The organism is Pyxidicoccus caerfyrddinensis (genome assembly GCF_010894405.1).
Taxonomy (GTDB): Bacteria; Myxococcota; Myxococcia; order Myxococcales; family Myxococcaceae; genus Myxococcus; species Myxococcus caerfyrddinensis.
In genome coordinates, this window is record NZ_JAAIYA010000011.1 from 415,528 (window position 1) to 432,079 (window position 16,552).

General features: G+C 70.4%; 14 protein-coding genes. 8 read left to right on the plus strand and 6 right to left on the minus strand.

The window, feature by feature from the left end:
- Window positions 1-58 precede the first annotated feature (58 nt).
- Complete coding sequence (locus G4D86_RS27620) at window positions 59-994, plus strand: alpha/beta fold hydrolase (protein WP_163997019.1); 936 nt, start codon at window positions 59-61, stop codon at window positions 992-994.
- A gap of 6 nt (window positions 995-1,000) precedes the next feature.
- Here the strand turns inward: G4D86_RS27620 and mrtX are convergent, their stop codons facing one another.
- Genes mrtX through polX form a run of 3 tightly spaced genes read right to left on the minus strand, consistent with a single transcriptional unit; the run spans window position 1,001 to window position 4,120 of the window.
- Window positions 1,001-1,726, minus strand: coding sequence for a myxosortase MrtX (gene mrtX / locus G4D86_RS27625; protein ID WP_163997020.1), 726 nt, complete (start codon window positions 1,724-1,726; stop codon window positions 1,001-1,003).
- The gene (locus G4D86_RS27630; protein ID WP_163997021.1) at window positions 1,723-2,346 is read right to left on the minus strand and encodes an MXAN_2756 family trypsin-like serine endoprotease; all 624 of its coding nucleotides are present in this window, start codon (window positions 2,344-2,346) and stop codon (window positions 1,723-1,725) included. Before G4D86_RS27630 ends, mrtX begins: the two co-directional genes overlap by 4 nt.
- Before the next feature lie 19 nt (window positions 2,347-2,365).
- Entirely contained in the window at window positions 2,366-4,120 is a 1,755-nt protein-coding gene (gene polX / locus G4D86_RS27635) for a DNA polymerase/3'-5' exonuclease PolX (RefSeq protein ID WP_240360499.1), read from the minus strand.
- Between the two features lie 66 nt (window positions 4,121-4,186).
- On the opposite strand from polX, the gene G4D86_RS27640 reads away from it, so the two are divergent.
- The 3 genes from G4D86_RS27640 to G4D86_RS27650 all read left to right on the plus strand — a co-directional run bounded on the left by G4D86_RS27640 (window position 4,187) and on the right by G4D86_RS27650 (window position 7,481).
- Complete coding sequence (locus tag G4D86_RS27640) at window positions 4,187-4,504, plus strand: Rieske (2Fe-2S) protein (RefSeq protein ID WP_163997022.1); 318 nt, start codon at window positions 4,187-4,189, stop codon at window positions 4,502-4,504.
- Window positions 4,505-4,794: 290 nt separating this feature from the next.
- Entirely contained in the window at window positions 4,795-5,262 is a 468-nt protein-coding gene (locus G4D86_RS27645) for a MogA/MoaB family molybdenum cofactor biosynthesis protein (RefSeq protein ID WP_163997061.1), read from the plus strand.
- A 182-nt stretch (window positions 5,263-5,444) separates the two neighbouring features.
- Window positions 5,445-7,481: a M20/M25/M40 family metallo-hydrolase gene (locus G4D86_RS27650; RefSeq protein WP_163997023.1), complete on the plus strand. Its 2,037-nt coding sequence runs from the start codon at window positions 5,445-5,447 to the stop codon at window positions 7,479-7,481.
- Between the two features lie 50 nt (window positions 7,482-7,531).
- Here the strand turns inward: G4D86_RS27650 and G4D86_RS27655 are convergent, their stop codons facing one another.
- Genes G4D86_RS27655 through sitA5 form a run of 3 tightly spaced genes read right to left on the minus strand, consistent with a single transcriptional unit; the run spans window position 7,532 to window position 9,607 of the window.
- Complete coding sequence (locus G4D86_RS27655; RefSeq protein WP_163997024.1) at window positions 7,532-7,858, minus strand: ribonuclease E inhibitor RraB; 327 nt, start codon at window positions 7,856-7,858, stop codon at window positions 7,532-7,534.
- A 7-nt stretch (window positions 7,859-7,865) separates the two neighbouring features.
- Window positions 7,866-8,333 carry a hypothetical protein gene (locus G4D86_RS27660; protein ID WP_163997025.1) on the minus strand — a complete coding sequence of 156 codons (468 nt, stop codon included), beginning with the start codon at window positions 8,331-8,333 and terminating at the stop codon, window positions 7,866-7,868.
- 2 nt (window positions 8,334-8,335) lie between these two features.
- Window positions 8,336-9,607 carry a SitA5 family polymorphic toxin gene (gene sitA5, locus G4D86_RS27665; protein ID WP_163997026.1) on the minus strand — a complete coding sequence of 424 codons (1,272 nt, stop codon included), beginning with the start codon at window positions 9,605-9,607 and terminating at the stop codon, window positions 8,336-8,338.
- Between the two features lie 266 nt (window positions 9,608-9,873).
- On the opposite strand from sitA5, the gene G4D86_RS27670 reads away from it, so the two are divergent.
- The 4 genes from G4D86_RS27670 (at window position 9,874) to eutB (ending at window position 16,374) form a co-directional block, all read left to right on the plus strand.
- On the plus strand, window positions 9,874-10,800 hold the full coding sequence (locus G4D86_RS27670; protein WP_420821866.1) for a TIGR02757 family protein: 927 nt from the start codon (window positions 9,874-9,876) through the stop codon (window positions 10,798-10,800).
- Between the two features lie 90 nt (window positions 10,801-10,890).
- Window positions 10,891-12,831, plus strand: a complete 1,941-nt coding sequence (locus tag G4D86_RS27675) for a hybrid sensor histidine kinase/response regulator (RefSeq protein ID WP_205519761.1) — start codon at window positions 10,891-10,893, stop codon at window positions 12,829-12,831.
- Complete coding sequence (locus G4D86_RS27680; protein WP_163997027.1) at window positions 12,828-13,985, plus strand: dienelactone hydrolase family protein; 1,158 nt, start codon at window positions 12,828-12,830, stop codon at window positions 13,983-13,985. The genes G4D86_RS27675 and G4D86_RS27680 overlap by 4 nt, the downstream gene beginning before the upstream one ends.
- A 127-nt stretch (window positions 13,986-14,112) precedes the next feature.
- The gene (eutB, locus tag G4D86_RS27685; RefSeq protein WP_163997028.1) at window positions 14,113-16,374 is read left to right on the plus strand and encodes an ethanolamine ammonia-lyase subunit EutB; all 2,262 of its coding nucleotides are present in this window, start codon (window positions 14,113-14,115) and stop codon (window positions 16,372-16,374) included.
- Window positions 16,375-16,552 lie beyond the last annotated feature (178 nt).

Below are 16,552 nucleotides of genomic sequence, written 5' to 3' on the forward strand. Positions count from 1 at the left end.
CCTGTGAGCGCATGGGCCCCGGCGCGGCAACCCCAGCGCTCCGAAAGGGAGAGCAATCATGGACAGGCGGGACTTCTTGAATTCGGCGGTGGCGGCGGGCGTGGGCATGAGCATGGTGGCCGAGGGCAGCGCCTCGCGGGCCCCGGGGGGCACGCCCTCGGACGCGACGGGGAAGGTCCAGTCGGGCTCCGTCATCCGCACCCGGGACGGCGTGGAGCTGTACTACCGGGACTGGGGCACGGGCAGGCCCATCGTGTTCCTGTCGGGCTGGACGCTCACGTCGGAGATGTGGGCGTATCAGATGCAGCCGCTGTCCGAGCAGGGCCTGCGCTGCATCGCGTACGACAGGCGCGGGCACGGCCGCAGCAGCGACCCGGGCCGGGGCTACGACTTCGACACGCTGGCGGACGACCTCGCCGCGGTGCTCGAGGCGCTGGACCTCCGCGACGTCACGCTGGTGGCCCACTCGCTGGCGAGTGGCGAGCTGACCCGCTTCCTGACGCGCCATGGCGACCGCCGGATTGCGCGGCTCGTCTACCTCGCGCCGGTGACGCCATTCCTCCTGAAGACGCCGGACAACCCGGACGGCATCGACGGGGCGTACTTCGAGCACCTCCGCAACCAGTTCTACCTCCGGGACTTCCCCGGGTGGATTGCGGACAACGCCCGCCCGTTCGTCGTCCCCGAGACGTCGGCGGCGATGGTTGAGTGGATCATGAACCAGATGCGCGGGTGCTCCATGAAGGCCGTCATCGACTGCAACCGTGCGATGACGTCCACGGACTTCCGCCCCGAGCTGGCGCGCATCCGGCTACCCACGCTCGTCATCCACGGCGACAAGGATGCGTCCGCGCCTCTCGAGCTCACCGGGCGCAAGACGGCGCGCCTCATCCCGGGGGCCCGGCTGGAGGTGTACGAAGGCGCGCCGCATGGCCTCTTCGTCACCCACCTGGAGCGGCTGAACGCCGACCTCCTCGCCTTCGCGAAGAGCTGACGGCGCCTACGGACCGCCGAAGAAGGACACTTCCAGCACGCGCACGTAGAGGTTGCAGGCGGCGTGGAAGAGGGACGCGCCCACGACGGTGCCGGTGCGCTCGCGCATCCACCCGAAGAGGAGCGCGGGGAAGAACACCGACAGGCGCCACGCCTGGAAGATGGCCAGGTGCCCCAGCGCGAACAACACCGCCGTCACCCAGAAAGCCTTGCCCAGCCTGCCGCCCAGCACGAGCCGTCCCTCGGGCCAGGCATCCCTCAGCCGCGCCTGGACGTAGCCCCGGTAGAAGAACTCCTCCGGCAGCGCGACGACGAAGAGCTGATCCACCACCCACTCGCCGAAGCGCGGGGGCAGCCGGAAGCGGAAGTGGGCCTCGCCCGCCATGGGCGTGAGGAACCGCGCCAGGGACTGGGGCAGGTGGGGCAGCACCTCCGCGAAGCCGGCGAAGGCGAGGAAGAACAGCGGCCCGACGATGGCGGACAGCACCAGGAACAGCCGCACGTCCTCGCGCCAAGCGCGCAGCGTCAGGCCGTAGTCGCGGTAGTCCTCGTCCCGCCAGCGCATGGGGATGAGCGGCAGGTAGAGGAAGCCCACGGTGGCCACCAGCTTGGGGACGCTGGTGCCGCCGAAGAGGAGGAAGGCGGCGATGATGCCCAGGAAGCCCACCGCCCACAGGCCCAGCACTTCCTGCACCGCATTCGGACGCCAGGGCGTCACCGTCGCCTGACTCATGGCGCGTCCGCCGACGCGAGCTGGACCTTCACCTCGCCCAGCGGCAGCACCCGGCAGCCGCGCCGGGTCCGCTGCACCACCACCGCCACCAGCCGCCCGTCTCCGTCGAACACGGGGCTGCCCGGGGGCAGGGCCAGGGGCACGTCGTAGAAGGGCTCCGGCGCGTTGCCGCTGGCCTGTGCCGCCATGGGCCGCGCGGGCTGTCCCTTCGTCGCGGGGAGCACGCCCACCACCCATTTCCCATCGAGGCTGTCGCCGTCCTTCAGCAGCTTCACCGGCACGGCGGGGTAGGTGCCGTCCGGCGCGGCCACCACCGCCACCTTGAGCGCCGCGTTGGCCAGCACCACCCGCGCGGGCAGCGCCTTGCCGTCGTGCTCCACCGTGGCGGCATTCAGCCCGACGAATGCCTCGCCCACCGGCTCCACCGAGGTGAGCACCTGCCCGGCGGTGCCCACGATGATGCCGGGGCCGCTCTGCTTCGGCCCGCGCACCCGCACCACCGAGCGCGCGTGCAGCTCCATCACCCGCTGCAGGTCCGCGCGCGAGGGACGGCCCTCTCCCGCGAAGGAGGGGAGGGCGACAAGACAGCAGAGGAGGAGCAGCGGCGGAAGGCGGGACATCGGCGCGCGCCGCAGCCTATCACCGGCGGGCGCGCAGCGCGGCGATGAAGCGGTCCGCTGGCAGCGTGTTCAACACATCCGCCTTTCGCGCCCAGCCCCGGCGCGCGGTGGCCACGGCATAGGCCAGGTTGCGCAGGTCCTCCTGCCGGTGCGCATCGCAGCTCACCACCAGTCTCACGCCGAGCTGGACGGCCTGGCGGACGTACTCGGCCTTGATGTCCAGCCGCGCCGGCTTGCCGTTGACCTCCACCGCCACGCCCCGCTCGGCGGCCCGCGCCAGGATGTCGTCCATGCGCAGGGGGTAGGGCTCGCGGTTCTGGATGAGGCGGCCGGTGAGGTGCCCGAGGATGTGCAGGTGCGGGTTGTCCATCGCGGTGAGCAGCCGCCGTGTCATCTGGTCCTCGTCCATGCCGTGCCGCACGTGGACGGAGCCGATGACCAGCTCGAGCTGCTCCAGCACGCTGTCGGGATAGTCGAGCGCGCCGTCCTCCAGGATGTCCACCTCGATGCCCTTGAGCAGGCGCATCCCGGGCACCGCCGCGTTGACGCGGTCGATTTCGTCCCACTGGCGCTTCAAGTCCTCCACCTTCATGCCGCCGGCGTAGATGGCCGCCTGGCTGTGCTCGGTGACGGTGAGGTACTTCAGGCCCAGCGCCTTCGCGGCGAGCGCCATCTCCTCCAGCGAGTTGCGCCCGTCGGACCAGGTGCTGTGCGCGTGCACGGCGCCCTGCACGTCCTCCAGCGTGACCAGGTCCTGCGGCAGCTTCCCCGCGCGCGCGGCCTCCACCTCGCCATTGTCCTCGCGCAGCTCCGGCGGCACGTACTGCATGTCCAGCAGCGCGTAGAGCGCGGCCTCGTCCGAGACGGTCAGCTTCGTCCCGTCCTCGCGGTGCACGCCCCACTCGGAAATCTTGAGGCCCCGCTCATGGCCCAGGTTGCGCAGGCGGATGTGGTGGGCCTTGGAGCCGGTGAAGTGGTGCAGCGCGGTGGCGTAGTCCTCGTCCGGCAGCACGCGCAGGTCCACCTGCAGGTCGCCCGCCGTCATCCGCACGGAGCACTTGCTGCCGCCCTTGCCCAGCACCGTCGCCACGCCCGGGGCGTTGGCCAGCGCGTCCAGCACGGGGCCGGGGTCCGCCGCGGAGGCGATGATGTCCACGTCCGCCACCGTCTCCGCGCGGCGGCGCACGCTGCCGCCCAGGCTGGCGCGCACCACCCCCGGAATCGCCTTCACCTGCTCCAGCAGCGCCTCCGCCACGGGCAGCGCGTCGCCCAGCAACTTGCGCTCGCCGCGAGCGCGCCGGAACACGGCGATGCCTTCGAGAATCTTCGCCTCGCTCTTCTCGCCGAAGCCCTTGAGCTGGCGCACGCGGCCCTCGCGGCAGGCGCGCTCCAGGTCCTCGACGCTGCCCACGTCCAGCTCGCGCCAGAGGACGGCCACCTTCTTGGGGCCGATGTCCGGCAGCTTCAGCATCTCCAGGAGGCCGGGCGGGAACTTCGCCTTGAGCTCCTCGAAGTAGCGCATCCGTCCGGTGGTCACCAGCTCGGTGATCTTCTCGGCGAGCGCGGGGCCGATTCCCGGGAGGCTCTCCAGGCGGCCCTCGGCGACGATGGGTCCCAGCTCCTGCGGCAGCCCGGCGATGCGGTCCGCTCCCATGTCGTACGCACGGACGCGGAAGCCACTCTCGCCCTGGAGCTGGAGCAGGAGGCCGATGTCCCGGAGGACCTGGGCGACTGCCGCCTTGTCGACGGTCTGCGTGATGACGTCTGGAGTCACGGGGGGAAGGTAATGCCCGGGGAACAGGGGTGCAGGCCGCACCGCATTGTGGGAAAACAAACCGCGATGACGAAGATCAAGCTGGGCCCGGCGGACTTCGCCGAGCGGGAAATGCGCGGGTACGAAGTCGGCAAGCGCAACGTGTGTATCGCGAAGATTCATGGCCGCTACAAGGGCCTCGACGACTGGTGCAACCACGCGGGCTGTCTGCTGTCGGGCGGTCGCATCGAAGAAAACCTGGTCGTCTGCCCGTGCCACGAGGTCGGCTTCGACATGGACAGCGGCCGCAACGAGACGTCCCCCGGCGTCTGTGACGACCAGCCGACAGTGCAGGTCGAGGTCCAGGACGGCGAGCTCGTCGTCGAGCTGCCCGACAACACCTGAAGCGCCACGCGCGCACCGGAGCATCCCCCATGGCACACGACGGGCACGATCACGACCATGACCATGACCACGGTCATGGCCACTCCCACTCCCACGGCCACTCCCACGAGCACGGGCATGACCACGAGCACGGGCACGGGCATGAGCACGAGCACGGGCCGGGGCATCCGCACCACGACCACGACCACGAGCACGGTCATGAGCACGGGCACGAGCACCACCACCATCACCCGCACGGCCATGACCACGCGGCGCCGGGCGTGGCGGCGGAGCACAAGGCCCGGGCGCCGGTGCACGTGAGCGCCTTCGTGGTGACGTGCTCGGACAGCCGGGACGCGGCGCGGGACGAGAGCGGGCGCGTGCTGCGCGAGGGGCTGGAGGCGGCGGGGCACCAGGTGGCCGGCGCCGTGGTGGTGAAGGATGACGCGGAGGCCATCCGCGGCGCGTTGGAGCAGGCGCGGGCGGCGGGCGCGCGGGCGGTGCTGTTCAACGGCGGCACGGGCATTGGCCGGCGCGACACCACGGTGGAGACGCTCCGGGCCCTGTTCGAGAAGGAGCTGCCGGGCTTCGGGGAAATCTTCCGGATGCTGTCGTACCGGCAGATTGGCAGCGCGGCGATGATGTCCCGCGCCACCGCGGGCACGTATCAGGGGATGATTCTCTTCGCCCTGCCGGGCTCGCCCCAGGCGGTGCGGCTGGCGCTGGACGCGCTCATCCTCCCCGAGCTGGGCCACGCGGTGCGCGAACTGACGCGTTGACAACGTTCAAATCGCTCCTCCGGGCAGGGTCTCAGACGGCTCGCGGTGGCTCACGGTTGTTTCAAGACCAACGGTGATTCCCAGTTATCGCGGGAAATGACACACTCACCGTGAAGGCCGGGAAAAACACGCCTTCAGGTCTGCAGCAGCCGTCCCCCCCCCGCATCGCAGTGGAGAAGCGTATGAACGTGAAGCGCCTGGCTTCAGTCGTCCTGGTGCTCGGTTGTGTCTCGGCGTTTGCCAAGGCTCCAGAGGCAAGTGCCCCCGTCGCGAAGGCTCCGGATCGCGACGTCTACATCACCATCGGCACGGACGCCCTGGAGCACGTGAACGCGGCGCTCGCGGGCGCGGGCCTCGTGGCGCCGACGTTGGCGGGCCAGAAGGGCGAGGTCACCGCGCTTCGCGTGCGCGAGTCCCAGCTCAACACCATCTCCCGGATGATGCACGAGAAGGCCCACCGCTGTGGCGGCTTCATCGCCCATGAGTCGGAGGAGGCGGCGCTGGCGGCGCTGGGTGGCGGAGATTCGGTGAAGGGCATGACGTCGCTCGCGGTGACGTACACGACGGACAACCCCACCGTGGCCAACGGCCTGGCGAACGCGGTGCAGGAGACCAACATCCGGAGCACCATCACCCAGCTGTCGACGGCCTACGCGACGCGCTACCACACGTCGACGACGGCCGCCACGGCGGCCAACTGGGTGAAGACGCAGTGGCAGACCTACGCGGGCAGCCGCAGCGACGTGACGGTCGCGCTCCAGACCCATACCGGCACGGTGATGCCGTCCGTCGTGATGACGATTACCGGCACCGCGCAGCCGTCGGAAATCGTCGTCCTGGGCGCACACATGGACTCCACCAGCTCCCCGACGAGCAACGCTCCGGGCGCGGATGATGACGCATCCGGCGTCGCCACCCTCACCGAGGTCATCCGCGTGATGATGCTCCAGGGCTACCGCCCGGCGAAGACGGTGAAGTTCATGGCCTACGCCGCCGAGGAAGTGGGCCTGGTGGGCTCCAAGGAAATCGCCAACGCGCACAAGGCCGCCGCCGCCAACGTCATCGGCGTGATGCAGCTGGACATGACGAACTACCAGGGCTCGAGCTGGGACGTGGTCCTGATGACGGACTACACGAACGCCGCGCAGAACACGTTCATCACCGGCCTGATGACGACGTACCTGCCCACGCTCACCAAGACGACGTCCTCGTGCGGCTACGCGTGCTCGGACCACGCCTCGTGGACGAACGCGGGCTACGCGGCCTCGATTCCGTTCGAGGCGCTGATGAGCCAGTACAACCCGTACATCCACACGGTGAACGACACGCTGGCGCGCAGCGCCGGCATGGCGACGCACGCGCTGAAGTTCGCGAAGGTTGCTTCCGTGTACGTGGCCGAGCTGGCCAAGGGCACGCTGACGGTGTCGGACACCACGCCTCCGACGGTGGCCCTCACGGCTCCGACGGCGGGCGCCACGCTGACGGGCACGGCGACGCTGTCGGCGAACGCCTCGGACGCGTCGGGCATCAGCAAGGTGGAGTTCCTGGTGGACGGCGCGGTCGCGGGCACGGCGACGGCGTCGCCGTACAGCTACGCGTGGAACAGCTCCTCCACGGCCAATGGCAGCCACAGCATCGCGGCGAAGGCGTACGACGCGTTCGGCAACACCACGACGAGCTCCGCCGTGACGGTGACGGTGAGCAACACCACGAGCGGCGCGGGCTATGACTCGGCGCTGAAGGCGCCCCGGTGCTTCTCCGTGTCGGCCTCGTGCGACTCCGGCACGCTGCTCAACGGCCGCGGCGGCATGGGGCCCGAGGTCAACATGCCCAACACCATCAACAGCTCGTGCGCGGACGGCCTGTCCGGCTCGTACCACGTGGACGAGTCCAACGACCGCCTCAAGGTGTCCACGCTGGACGGGACGTCGTTCGCCGCGGGCAAGACGGTGAAGATCGACGCGACCGTCTACGTCTACTCCACCACGGCGGACAAGCTGGACCTGTACTACACGGCGAACGCAGCCAGCCCGACGTGGACGTTCATCACGACGATTACGCCTCCGGGCACGGGCATCCGGACGCTGTCGGCGAACTACACGCTGCCCACGGGCACCGTGCAGGCCGTGCGCGCGGTCTTCCGCTACAACGGGAGCGTGGCCTCGTGCGTCTCGGGGTCCTACAACGACCACGACGACCTCATCTTCGCGGTCCAGTAGTCTGTAGCCGGCTCCCCCTTCCTCCCGCCGGGAGGGAGGGGGGCCCGGTATCAGGTGGGAGTGGACGTCGTCGCGAGGGAGGCTTCCCAGCCGTCGTACTCTCCCGCGTGCTCACGCGCGAGCTGTTCCAGTGACATGCGCGCGGCCTCCACCGCTTGTCGCTCTGGCCGGATGAAGTGCGAGGCGAGGACGAGCCAGTGCACGCCGTCCGCTCCGGGTCGACTCTCGACCGTGAAGCCCCGTTCTCGTAGCTGCGCCGCGACCGTGTCTCCGACGTCGCTGGACGTGAAATAGAGATAGTGCTGGAAGCAGTGCGGTGCGTCCGGTGAGGCAGTGGCCCGGAGGACCTCCTGCAATGCGAGCTCCTCTTCCATCATGGCTGCTTCATGCCTCCTGCGCGGGATGCCACTGCGTCGTGAGGCGAAGGACCAGCATCTCGTGGTTCCAGATGGCACCAATGGGCAGCTGTCGTTCGGCGGGGGAGAGCTCGGCCTTGAGGACTTCTTCCTCTCCATTCCACACCATCCAGGCGAGGACTCTTCCGTCCTGGCTTCGTGCCCCTGGACGGCGCAAGGCCGCGGGCAGCTCATGCCCTTGAGGGATGGGACGGTTGCCGACGACCTCCACCAGGCCCTGCCGGAGGGCGGCGCCCACGGGATAGAACGCGAAGTACCCGGCCTGCTCGCGCGGCTCCGTCCATTCGCGGGGGCGTATGGCGTGGAGACCGGGCAGCACCCGAACCGTATCGCCAAAGTCCGGGTGCCTTGCCGTGTATTGCAGATACGCCAGGCCCCGAGGCGTGTTCACCTCGAGGATGTCGCCCGGACGCGCTCGGGAGCGAGAGGTGCTCATGGTCAGCCCCCGTTGTAGCCGATGGACTCGAGGAGCTGCAGGCCCCTGCGAAGCAGGTCCGCGTACTTGGGATTCGAAGGGGCAATGCTGTTGATCTCGTTGAGCAGGGTGCCTCCATTCTTCCGCAGGCCATGGAGTTCGATCAGCGCCTGCTCGACAGCGCGTGCGTCCTCTCTGGAAAGGTTGCCCAGGAGCTTCTCGATCTGGATTCCCTTGCCCCGCAGGTGCTCCGCCGCACGCCGTGCCAGGTCGTTCGTGAGTCCCGCGTACTGGGTCCTGCCGGAGGCATCCACGGAGCGGTACGTCGTGTAGCGCCCCGGTGGGGGGCGTCCTCCTCCGGAGCTCACGCTCATGGCCACCGCGCCCGGTGCCAGGCCGATGACCAGCCCGTTTCCGTTCACGGCGATGCCCCTCACTCCGGACACGGCAGGCAGGACGAGACCCAGGTCCGCTTCCGCGGCCGCGGCCGCCTGCACGAAGCCCGGGAGCCCGGGCCCACGCGCCGCCAATCCCGCCGCCTTGCCGCCCAGCGCGGCCGTCACGAGCATGATGGTGACGCGCGCGCCGTTCCTGCCCACCACCCTCCCGAAGCGCGCACCTGCTTCTTCCAGCGCGGTGAACGTGGTGGCCTGCCGCGTCTCCGCTCTCAGGTTCATGCACGCCCACACCAGGTCCAGGAACGGTCCCGCTCCCAGGTACGCCACCATGTACGCGGTGAGCACCAGCGTCACTCCCTTGGTAATCACGGGCTCGGGCGCGGCCAGCAGCAGCACATAGGCGGCCATGGAGGAAACAATCATGGCTTTGAGCACCCTCGCATCGGCCACCTCCCGCACTGCTTCTGTGATGCCTTCCCACCCCGGCTCCAGCGCGAAGGCAACCGAGATACGCAGCCGATCGAAGTCGTCGAACCCGAGCCCATCCTCGAGCAGGGACAGGCAGTCGCCCCGAGCCTCGTGTTGCTTGCACCAGCGGCCGTAGTCCTTTCGGAGCGAGGACTGGAGTCCTCGGTCGACATGTCCCCACTCCTCGGAGGTAGAGGCCAGCAACAGCCGGCCTGTCTGCGCCGGCCGCACCGATAGCGGCACGTCCAGCACCAGCATTGCGAGGGCCTGGCTCAACGCATCCGCTGTGACTTCCACGGGGGTGGAACGGGAGGGTAGGGGACGGATGATGGGCTCGCCGCCATCAGGATTCAGTCGCACGACGCGCGTCGGCCCGCCGCAACCGATCAGGAGCGAGAACAGCAGCACCCACGTCCAGCGCGCCTTCATGCAAAGACCTCCAGTCCTCGATACTCCATCCTGATTTACTAGAAATAACAGGATAAGTGGATGCGGGGCGCGGGTTCGTGGGGCCGCATTCTCGAGGGTCGCGGCGCGTACCAGCGCATTGCCTCCGCTCCCGTCACCGGCCAGAGTCGGGAAGCCCGGCCCTCCGGCCGCCGTTCCAGTTGCATTTGGGAGTCTCCGACGTGACAGCGCGCGCATCGAAGCGCACGGGCCGTGACAGCGGGCTGAGCGCCCGGGCGGCCGAGCACCTGCGCCCGAGGCTGGAAGCCTTCCTGGCCTCCACGGATGCACGTGCCCGCATCGGCTTCGACCCGGTGGAGTTCCCCCACCGCTACACGGACCCGCGAGACATCGAGGTCAGCGCGCTGCTCGCCGCCGCCCTCGCCTACGGACGCGCGGACCTGTTCCGCCCCAAGGTGGACGCGCTCCTGAATCGCATGGGGCCTTCTCCCGCCTCCTTCGTCCGCGCGCTCGACGTGCCCGGCGCCGCCGCGCTGCTCTCCGGCTTCGTCTACCGCTTCAACGTGGGCACCGACGTCGCCGTGCTGCTGCTCGGCATGGGCCGCGTGCTGCGCGCGCACGGCAGCCTCGAGGCCCTCTTCGTCCAGGGGCTCGAAGCGCGCGGCACGCTGCACGGCGCGCTCGATGCCTTCACCACCGGCCTGCGCCAGGTCCCCATGGAGGAGCTGCGCGCCGCCCTGGGCCCGGAGCGTGGCCTGCACCACCTGCTGCCCTCGCCCCTGGGCGCGGGGGCCGCCAAGCGCCTCAACCTCTTCCTCCGGTGGATGGTGCGCGGCCCGGACGCGGTGGACTTCGGCATCTGGAAGCGCGTGCCTCCCGCCACGCTCCTCATCCCGCTGGACACCCACATCGGCCGCATCTCCCAGCACCTGGGCCTCACCCGGCGCAAGGACCTCACGTGGCGCACCGCGGAGGAAGTCACCGCGTCCCTGCGCGCCCTCGATGCCGCGGACCCCGTCCGCTACGACTTCGCCCTGTGCCACTACGGCATGAGCGGTGCGTGTCCCGCCCAGCCGGTGCCGGAGAACTGCGCCCGCTGCCCCCTCCTGTCCGCCTGCGGCGTAGGCCCCCGTGTGGTGGCAACGGCGACCCGGCGGGTCCCTGGGGCCACCCGGCCACGAGTCAACGGCGTGTCGGTGTCCCAGCGACGTTGACCGTTTTGCCCCGGAGCGCTGCAATCACTCCGTGGCCCCGGATCTTGCATACCGGACACAGGCCCTGTTCGGGGCCGGGGAGCGACAGGATTGCACGCGACGCTGGTAGCGGTGCCTTTCGCGGTGGCGGAAGAAATCGAGCAGGGGCTGCGCGCGTCCGACGCGGGCCGCACCTGTCATGTGCTGCGCGTGTCCGACGCCCTGGCTCCCGGCTCAGTGACGGAGGGGTTGCTCGTGGCCTGGGACGACGGCGGCCCGCTGGAAGAGGTCGCCGCCTGGTGCCGGCGGCTGGATGAGTCCCGCGAGCCCTCGCGCACGCAGTTCGTGGTGCTGACGCCGCGGCCTCCCGCGCAGGCCGAGGCGCTGGCCCTGGCCGGCGCCGACGAGTGCGTGGCCCCGCCGGGCTCGTCCTGGGGCGCGCGGCTGGTGGCCTTGCAGCGACGGCTCCAGGTGGAGCGCGCCGCGGTGGATGCCCAGGCGATGCGCCGCACCGCGGACTTCCTACGCAGCGCGCTGGACGCGGTGCCAGACCCCATCCTCATCAAGGACCGGCAGCACCGCTTCGTCGCCGTCAACAGCGCCTTCTGCGAGTTCATGGGCTCCACCCCTGGCGAGCTGCTGGGCCGCTCGGACTATGACTTCGTCCCCTCCCAGGAGGCGGACGTCTTCTGGCGCAAGGACGAGCAGGTCTTCCGCTCCGGGCACGCCGACGAGAACGAGGAGACGCACACCAACCGCGCGGGCCAGACGCGCATCATCAGGACGAAGAAGGGGACCTTCACCGGCGCGGACGGCGAGGGCTTCCTCGTCGGCGTCATCCGCGACGTCACGGACCGCAAGCGGCTGGAGTCCCAGCTCATGGTGGCCGAGCGCATGGCGTCCGTGGGCACGCTGGCCGCCGGCGTCGCGCACGAAATCAACAACCCGCTGGCCTACGTCTGCTCCAATCTCTCCTTCCTGAAGGATCGCCTGTCCCAGGCCGCGCTGTCCCCGGACACGCTCCCGGAGCTGCGCGAGGTGGTGGCCGAGGCGGAGGAGGGCGCCGGGAGGGTGGTCTCCATCGTCCGTGACCTGCGCACCTTCGCCCGCGCGGACGAGGACCGGCTCGCACCGGTGGACGTGTCGCGCGTGGTGGACAGCGCGCTCCGGCTGGTGCGCAACGAGCTGTCGCACCGCGCCCGGCTGGTGTGCACGCTGCATCCCGTGCCGCGCGTCCATGGCAACGACGTGCGGCTGAGCCAGGTCGTCGTCAACCTGCTGGTGAATGCGCTGCAGGCGTTGCCGGAGCGGCCCGCGGAAGAGAACGAGGTGCGCGTGTCCCTGCGCCCCGGCCGCCCCGGCCAGGTGGAGCTGGAGGTGGCGGACAACGGGCACGGCATTTCGCCCGAGGTGCAGCGCCGCATCTTCGACCCCTTCTTCACCACCAAGCCCGTGGGCGAGGGCACCGGGCTGGGGCTGTCCATCTGCCTCACCCTCGTGCAGGCCATGGGCGGGCGCATCGACGTCTCCAGCACGCCGGGCCGGGGCAGCTCGTTCCGCGTGGTGCTGCCCGCCTCCGTCGCGGACGTGGCGGCCCCGGGTGCGAGCACGGGCGCGACCCCGGTCATGAGCACCGTCACGAACACCGTCACGGGCGCGAGGCAGCGAGCACCGCGCCCGGTGATGCCCCGCCGGCGGCTGCTGCTCATCGACGACGAGCCCTCCGTGGGCAGCTCGGTGAGCCGGCTGGTGCGCGACGTGTACGAGGTCCGCGCCGTGCAGGGCGCGCGCGAGGCGCTCCAGTTGCTCTCGGACGGCGAGCGGTTCGACGCCATCCTCTGTGACTTGATGATGCCGGGCATGAGCGGAATGGACTTCGTGGTGGAGCTGGAGCGGATGGCGCCGGACCTGGTGCTGCGCACCGGGCTGATGACGGGCGGCGCCTTCACGCCGCAGGCGCGCGAGTTCGTGGGCCGCCACTCCCGCGGGCTGCTGGAGAAGCCCTTCGAGCGCGAGGGCCTGTGCACGTTCGTCGAGCACCTGCTCCAGTGAGTCGCCCCGGCCGCAGGGCGCTGGCCGCGTCGCTGGCGGCGCTGCTGGCCCTGGCGCTGTGGGCGGGGCCGGACCGGCTGCGCGGCCTGTCCTTCGTGCTGCGCGCCGCGGGGATGCAGGGCGACATGGCCGAGGCGCTCGCGCGCTGGCGCACGGTGCCCTTCGACGTGAGCGACTTGCGCGTGCCCACGCGCCACGGCCCGGTGCGCGCCCGGCTGTACCGTCCCCTGGAGGGGCGGGTGGAGCGCACGGTGGTGCTCACCTCGGGCGTGCACGCGGACGGCATCGACGAGCCGCGCCTGGTGAAGCTGGCCGAAGACCTGGCCATGGGCGGGCAGGCGGTGCTCACCCCCGAGCCCCCGGACCTGCTGCGCTACGAAATCACCCCGCGCCTGGCGGACATCATCGAGGACGCCGCCGCGTGGGCCGCGTCCCAGAAGGACCTGGCGCCCGACGGGAAGGTGGACCTGTTCGGCATCAGCTTCTCCGGCGGGCTGTCCGTGGTGGCCTCGGGGCGGCCGGCGCTGAAGGGGAAGGTGGCGGCGACGCTGTCGTTCGGCGGGCACGGGGACCTTCCGCGCGTGCTGGCCTTCCTGTGCACCGGCGTGCTCCCGGACGGCAGCCGGATGGCGCCGCACGACTACGGGGTGGTGGTCATCCTGCTCAACGTGGCGGACCGGCTGGTGCCGCCCGAGCAGGTGGAGCCGCTGCGCGCGGGCATCCGCACCTTCCTGCGCGCCTCGCACCTGACGCTCACCGACAAGGCCCTGGCGGAGCAGACCTTCGCCCGGGCGCGGACGCTCCAGGCGGAGATGCCCGAGCCGGCCGCCACGCTGATGAAGCACGTCAACACGCGCAACGTGGCGGCGCTGGGGCCGCTGCTGCTGCCGTTCGTGAAGACCTTCGCCGCGGACCCGGCGCTGTCACCCGAGCGCTCGCCGCCGCCGTCCACGCCCGTCTTCCTGCTGCACGGGGAGGGGGACACGGTGATTCCCGCCATGGAGGCCGCGCTGCTCGCGAAGGCGCTGCGGCCCCATACGGAGGTGCATGCCCTGGCCACGCCGCTCATCTCCCACGCGGAGGTCGACGGGCAGGCAGGGGTGGGAGATGCCTGGCGTCTGGTGGGCTTCTGGTCCGAGCTGCTCGACGAGTAGCGCGGGCGCTTGGGACAGCAACGAACCTGTTCCACGAATACGGAGCGGCCCGGCGGGCGTCACGAAGACGACAACGCCACGCGTGCGTGGCTTCCCGATTGGCTCGGCGGATACATTGTCCCGCGCCATGAGCGTGAGCCTTCGCGACGTCCTCACCGGCGAGGACGTCTTCGGCTACATCCACCGGGTTCTGGGTTCCTTCGATTCGCGCCTCTACCAGCAGCTGCTTGGCGCGGCCAACGCGTTCAAGGAGGGCGACGCGGCCATCGGCATCGCCGCCGCGGACGAGACGTCCCGCGCGAATGCCCGCGCGCTGCTGGCTCGCACGAAGCTGGGCGCCATCCACTCGCATCCTCCCTTCGAGGACCGGCTGCATGCCTTCATGCTCGAAGGGCTGGACGGGGAGCTGCTGCCCCACCTCTCCGAGTGGACGCTGGGGCAGCTGAAGCACTTCCTGCTCACCGCGCCCGAGGCGCAGGTGCACGACATCCTCGGCGGGCTGGGCAGTGACGTCATCGCCTGTGTCGTGAAGCTGATGAGCGACGCGGAGCTGACGGCGGTGGGGGCGCGCATCTACCACCCGCTGCCCGGCAGCAAGCTGGGCGCGAAGGGCTACCTGGGGGCTCGCCTCCAGCCCAACTCGCCCACGGACCACCCGGACGACATCCGCTGGCAGGTCTTCAACGGCTGGTCCTTCGCGGTGGGGGACGTGGTGCTGGGCACCAACCCGGTGTCCTCGGTGCCCGCGTCCGTGGCGGCGGTGGAGTCGGCGCTGCACGACATCCTCGTCACCTTCGGGCTGGCGGAGGTGATGCCCCACTGCGTGCTCTCGCACATCGACGTGCAGGCGCAGGTGGAGGCGCGGCAGCCGGGCACCACCGGCATCTGGTTCCAGAGCCTCGCGGGCAACGAGGCCTCCAACCGCACCTTCGACGTGACGATTGAGAAGATGCTGGCGCACGCGGCGAGCCGCACCGGGAAGTTCGGCCTGTACTTCGAGACGGGGCAGGGCGCGGACGCGACGAACGGACACCACCACGGCTGCGACATGCTCATCCACGAGTCGCGCAAGTACGGCTTCGCGCGGGCGCTGAAGGCGCGCGTGGCGACGGCGCAGCTCGGGGCGGGGCGGACGCAGGAGCCGTGGGTGCACGTGAATGACGTGGCGGGCTTCATCGGGCCGGAGGTGTTCCGCACGCGCGAGCAGCTCGTGCGCTGCTGCCTGGAAGACATCGTCATGGGCAAGCTGCACGGGCTGATGATTGGCCTGGACGTGTGCTCGACGCTGCACATGGACGTGACGCTGGATGATTTGGGCTGGTGCCTGGAGCAGGTGGCCCCGGCGGGCCCGGGCTACCTCATGGCGCTGCCCACGCGGAACGACCCGATGCTCAGCTACCTGACGACGGCGTTCCAGGACCACGTCCGGCTGCGGGAGAAGTTCGGCCTCAAGGTGGATGACCGGATGTGGGCCTTCTTCCAGGAGCTGGGCGTCATCGACGTGCAGGGCCGGCCCACGGAGCACTTCGGCGACCCGGCGTGGGTGTACCTCCAGTACCGGCGGCGCAAGGGGGACACGCGCACTGACGCGGAGGTGCTCGCGGAGGCGAAGCGGGAGATGGCGGCGGTGCGTGAGCGCAGCGTGCCGCTGGCGGTGGGGCACGGGGCGCGGACGTACGAGCTGGAGCCGTCGCTGGAGCGGGAGCTGCGCGCGTTGTACGAGGACGCGAAGGCGGGCATCTGGTCGGAGCTGTCCGAGGTGACGGTGGCGCAGCTTGCCGACGCGGTGGCCCTGCGGACGTGCTCGGAGGACCGGCGCGACTACATCCTGCATCCGCCGTCGGGCGAGCGGCTGGACTCGGCGTCCGAGCTGGCGGTGCGGATGCTGCGGCTGCGGCATGCAGGGCAGTGGGACGCGCAGATTGTCATCTCGGATGGACTGGATGCGCGCTCGCTGATGGACGAGGGACACCTGAAGCCGTTCCTGGCCGAGCTGCGGCGCGAGCTGGTGGCGGCGGGCTGGCACGTGGCGCCCGAGCACCTGGTGGTGAAGTACGGCCGCGTGCGCGCGGGCTATCAGGTGGGGGAGCTGCTGTTCGGGGACTCGGAGAAGTCAGCGCCGCGAGCGTTGGTGCACGTCATCGGCGAGCGGCCGGGCTCCGGGCACCATGCCTTCTCCGCGTACCTGAGCGCGCCGTCCGCGCGGGCCTGGGGCCGGCAGGGCAGGGTGGACCACGACATCACGCGGCTGATTGCCGGCATCTCCGACACGAGCGTGCGGCCCGAGTCGGCGGCGCGCGAGGCGGTGCGCATCCTCGCGGAGCTCGCGTCCTCGGCGCGCAATGAGCCGCCCACGTTGGATGGTTCAGTCGAGGCGCGAGGGGCCTGATTCAGGACGCGCCGCTCTCCCCGGGCGGGCGCCCGTCCCGCGGAAGGAACGTTGGCTCTGTCTCGACCCCACCAGAGAGAAGGGAGTAGCAGGCGGGCTGGCGTGGGTTATGCGGGTATGGCTACTGCAACCCTCAGTCACTCGCCTGTGCGAGTCGCGCGGGTGGCGCTGGCTGCTG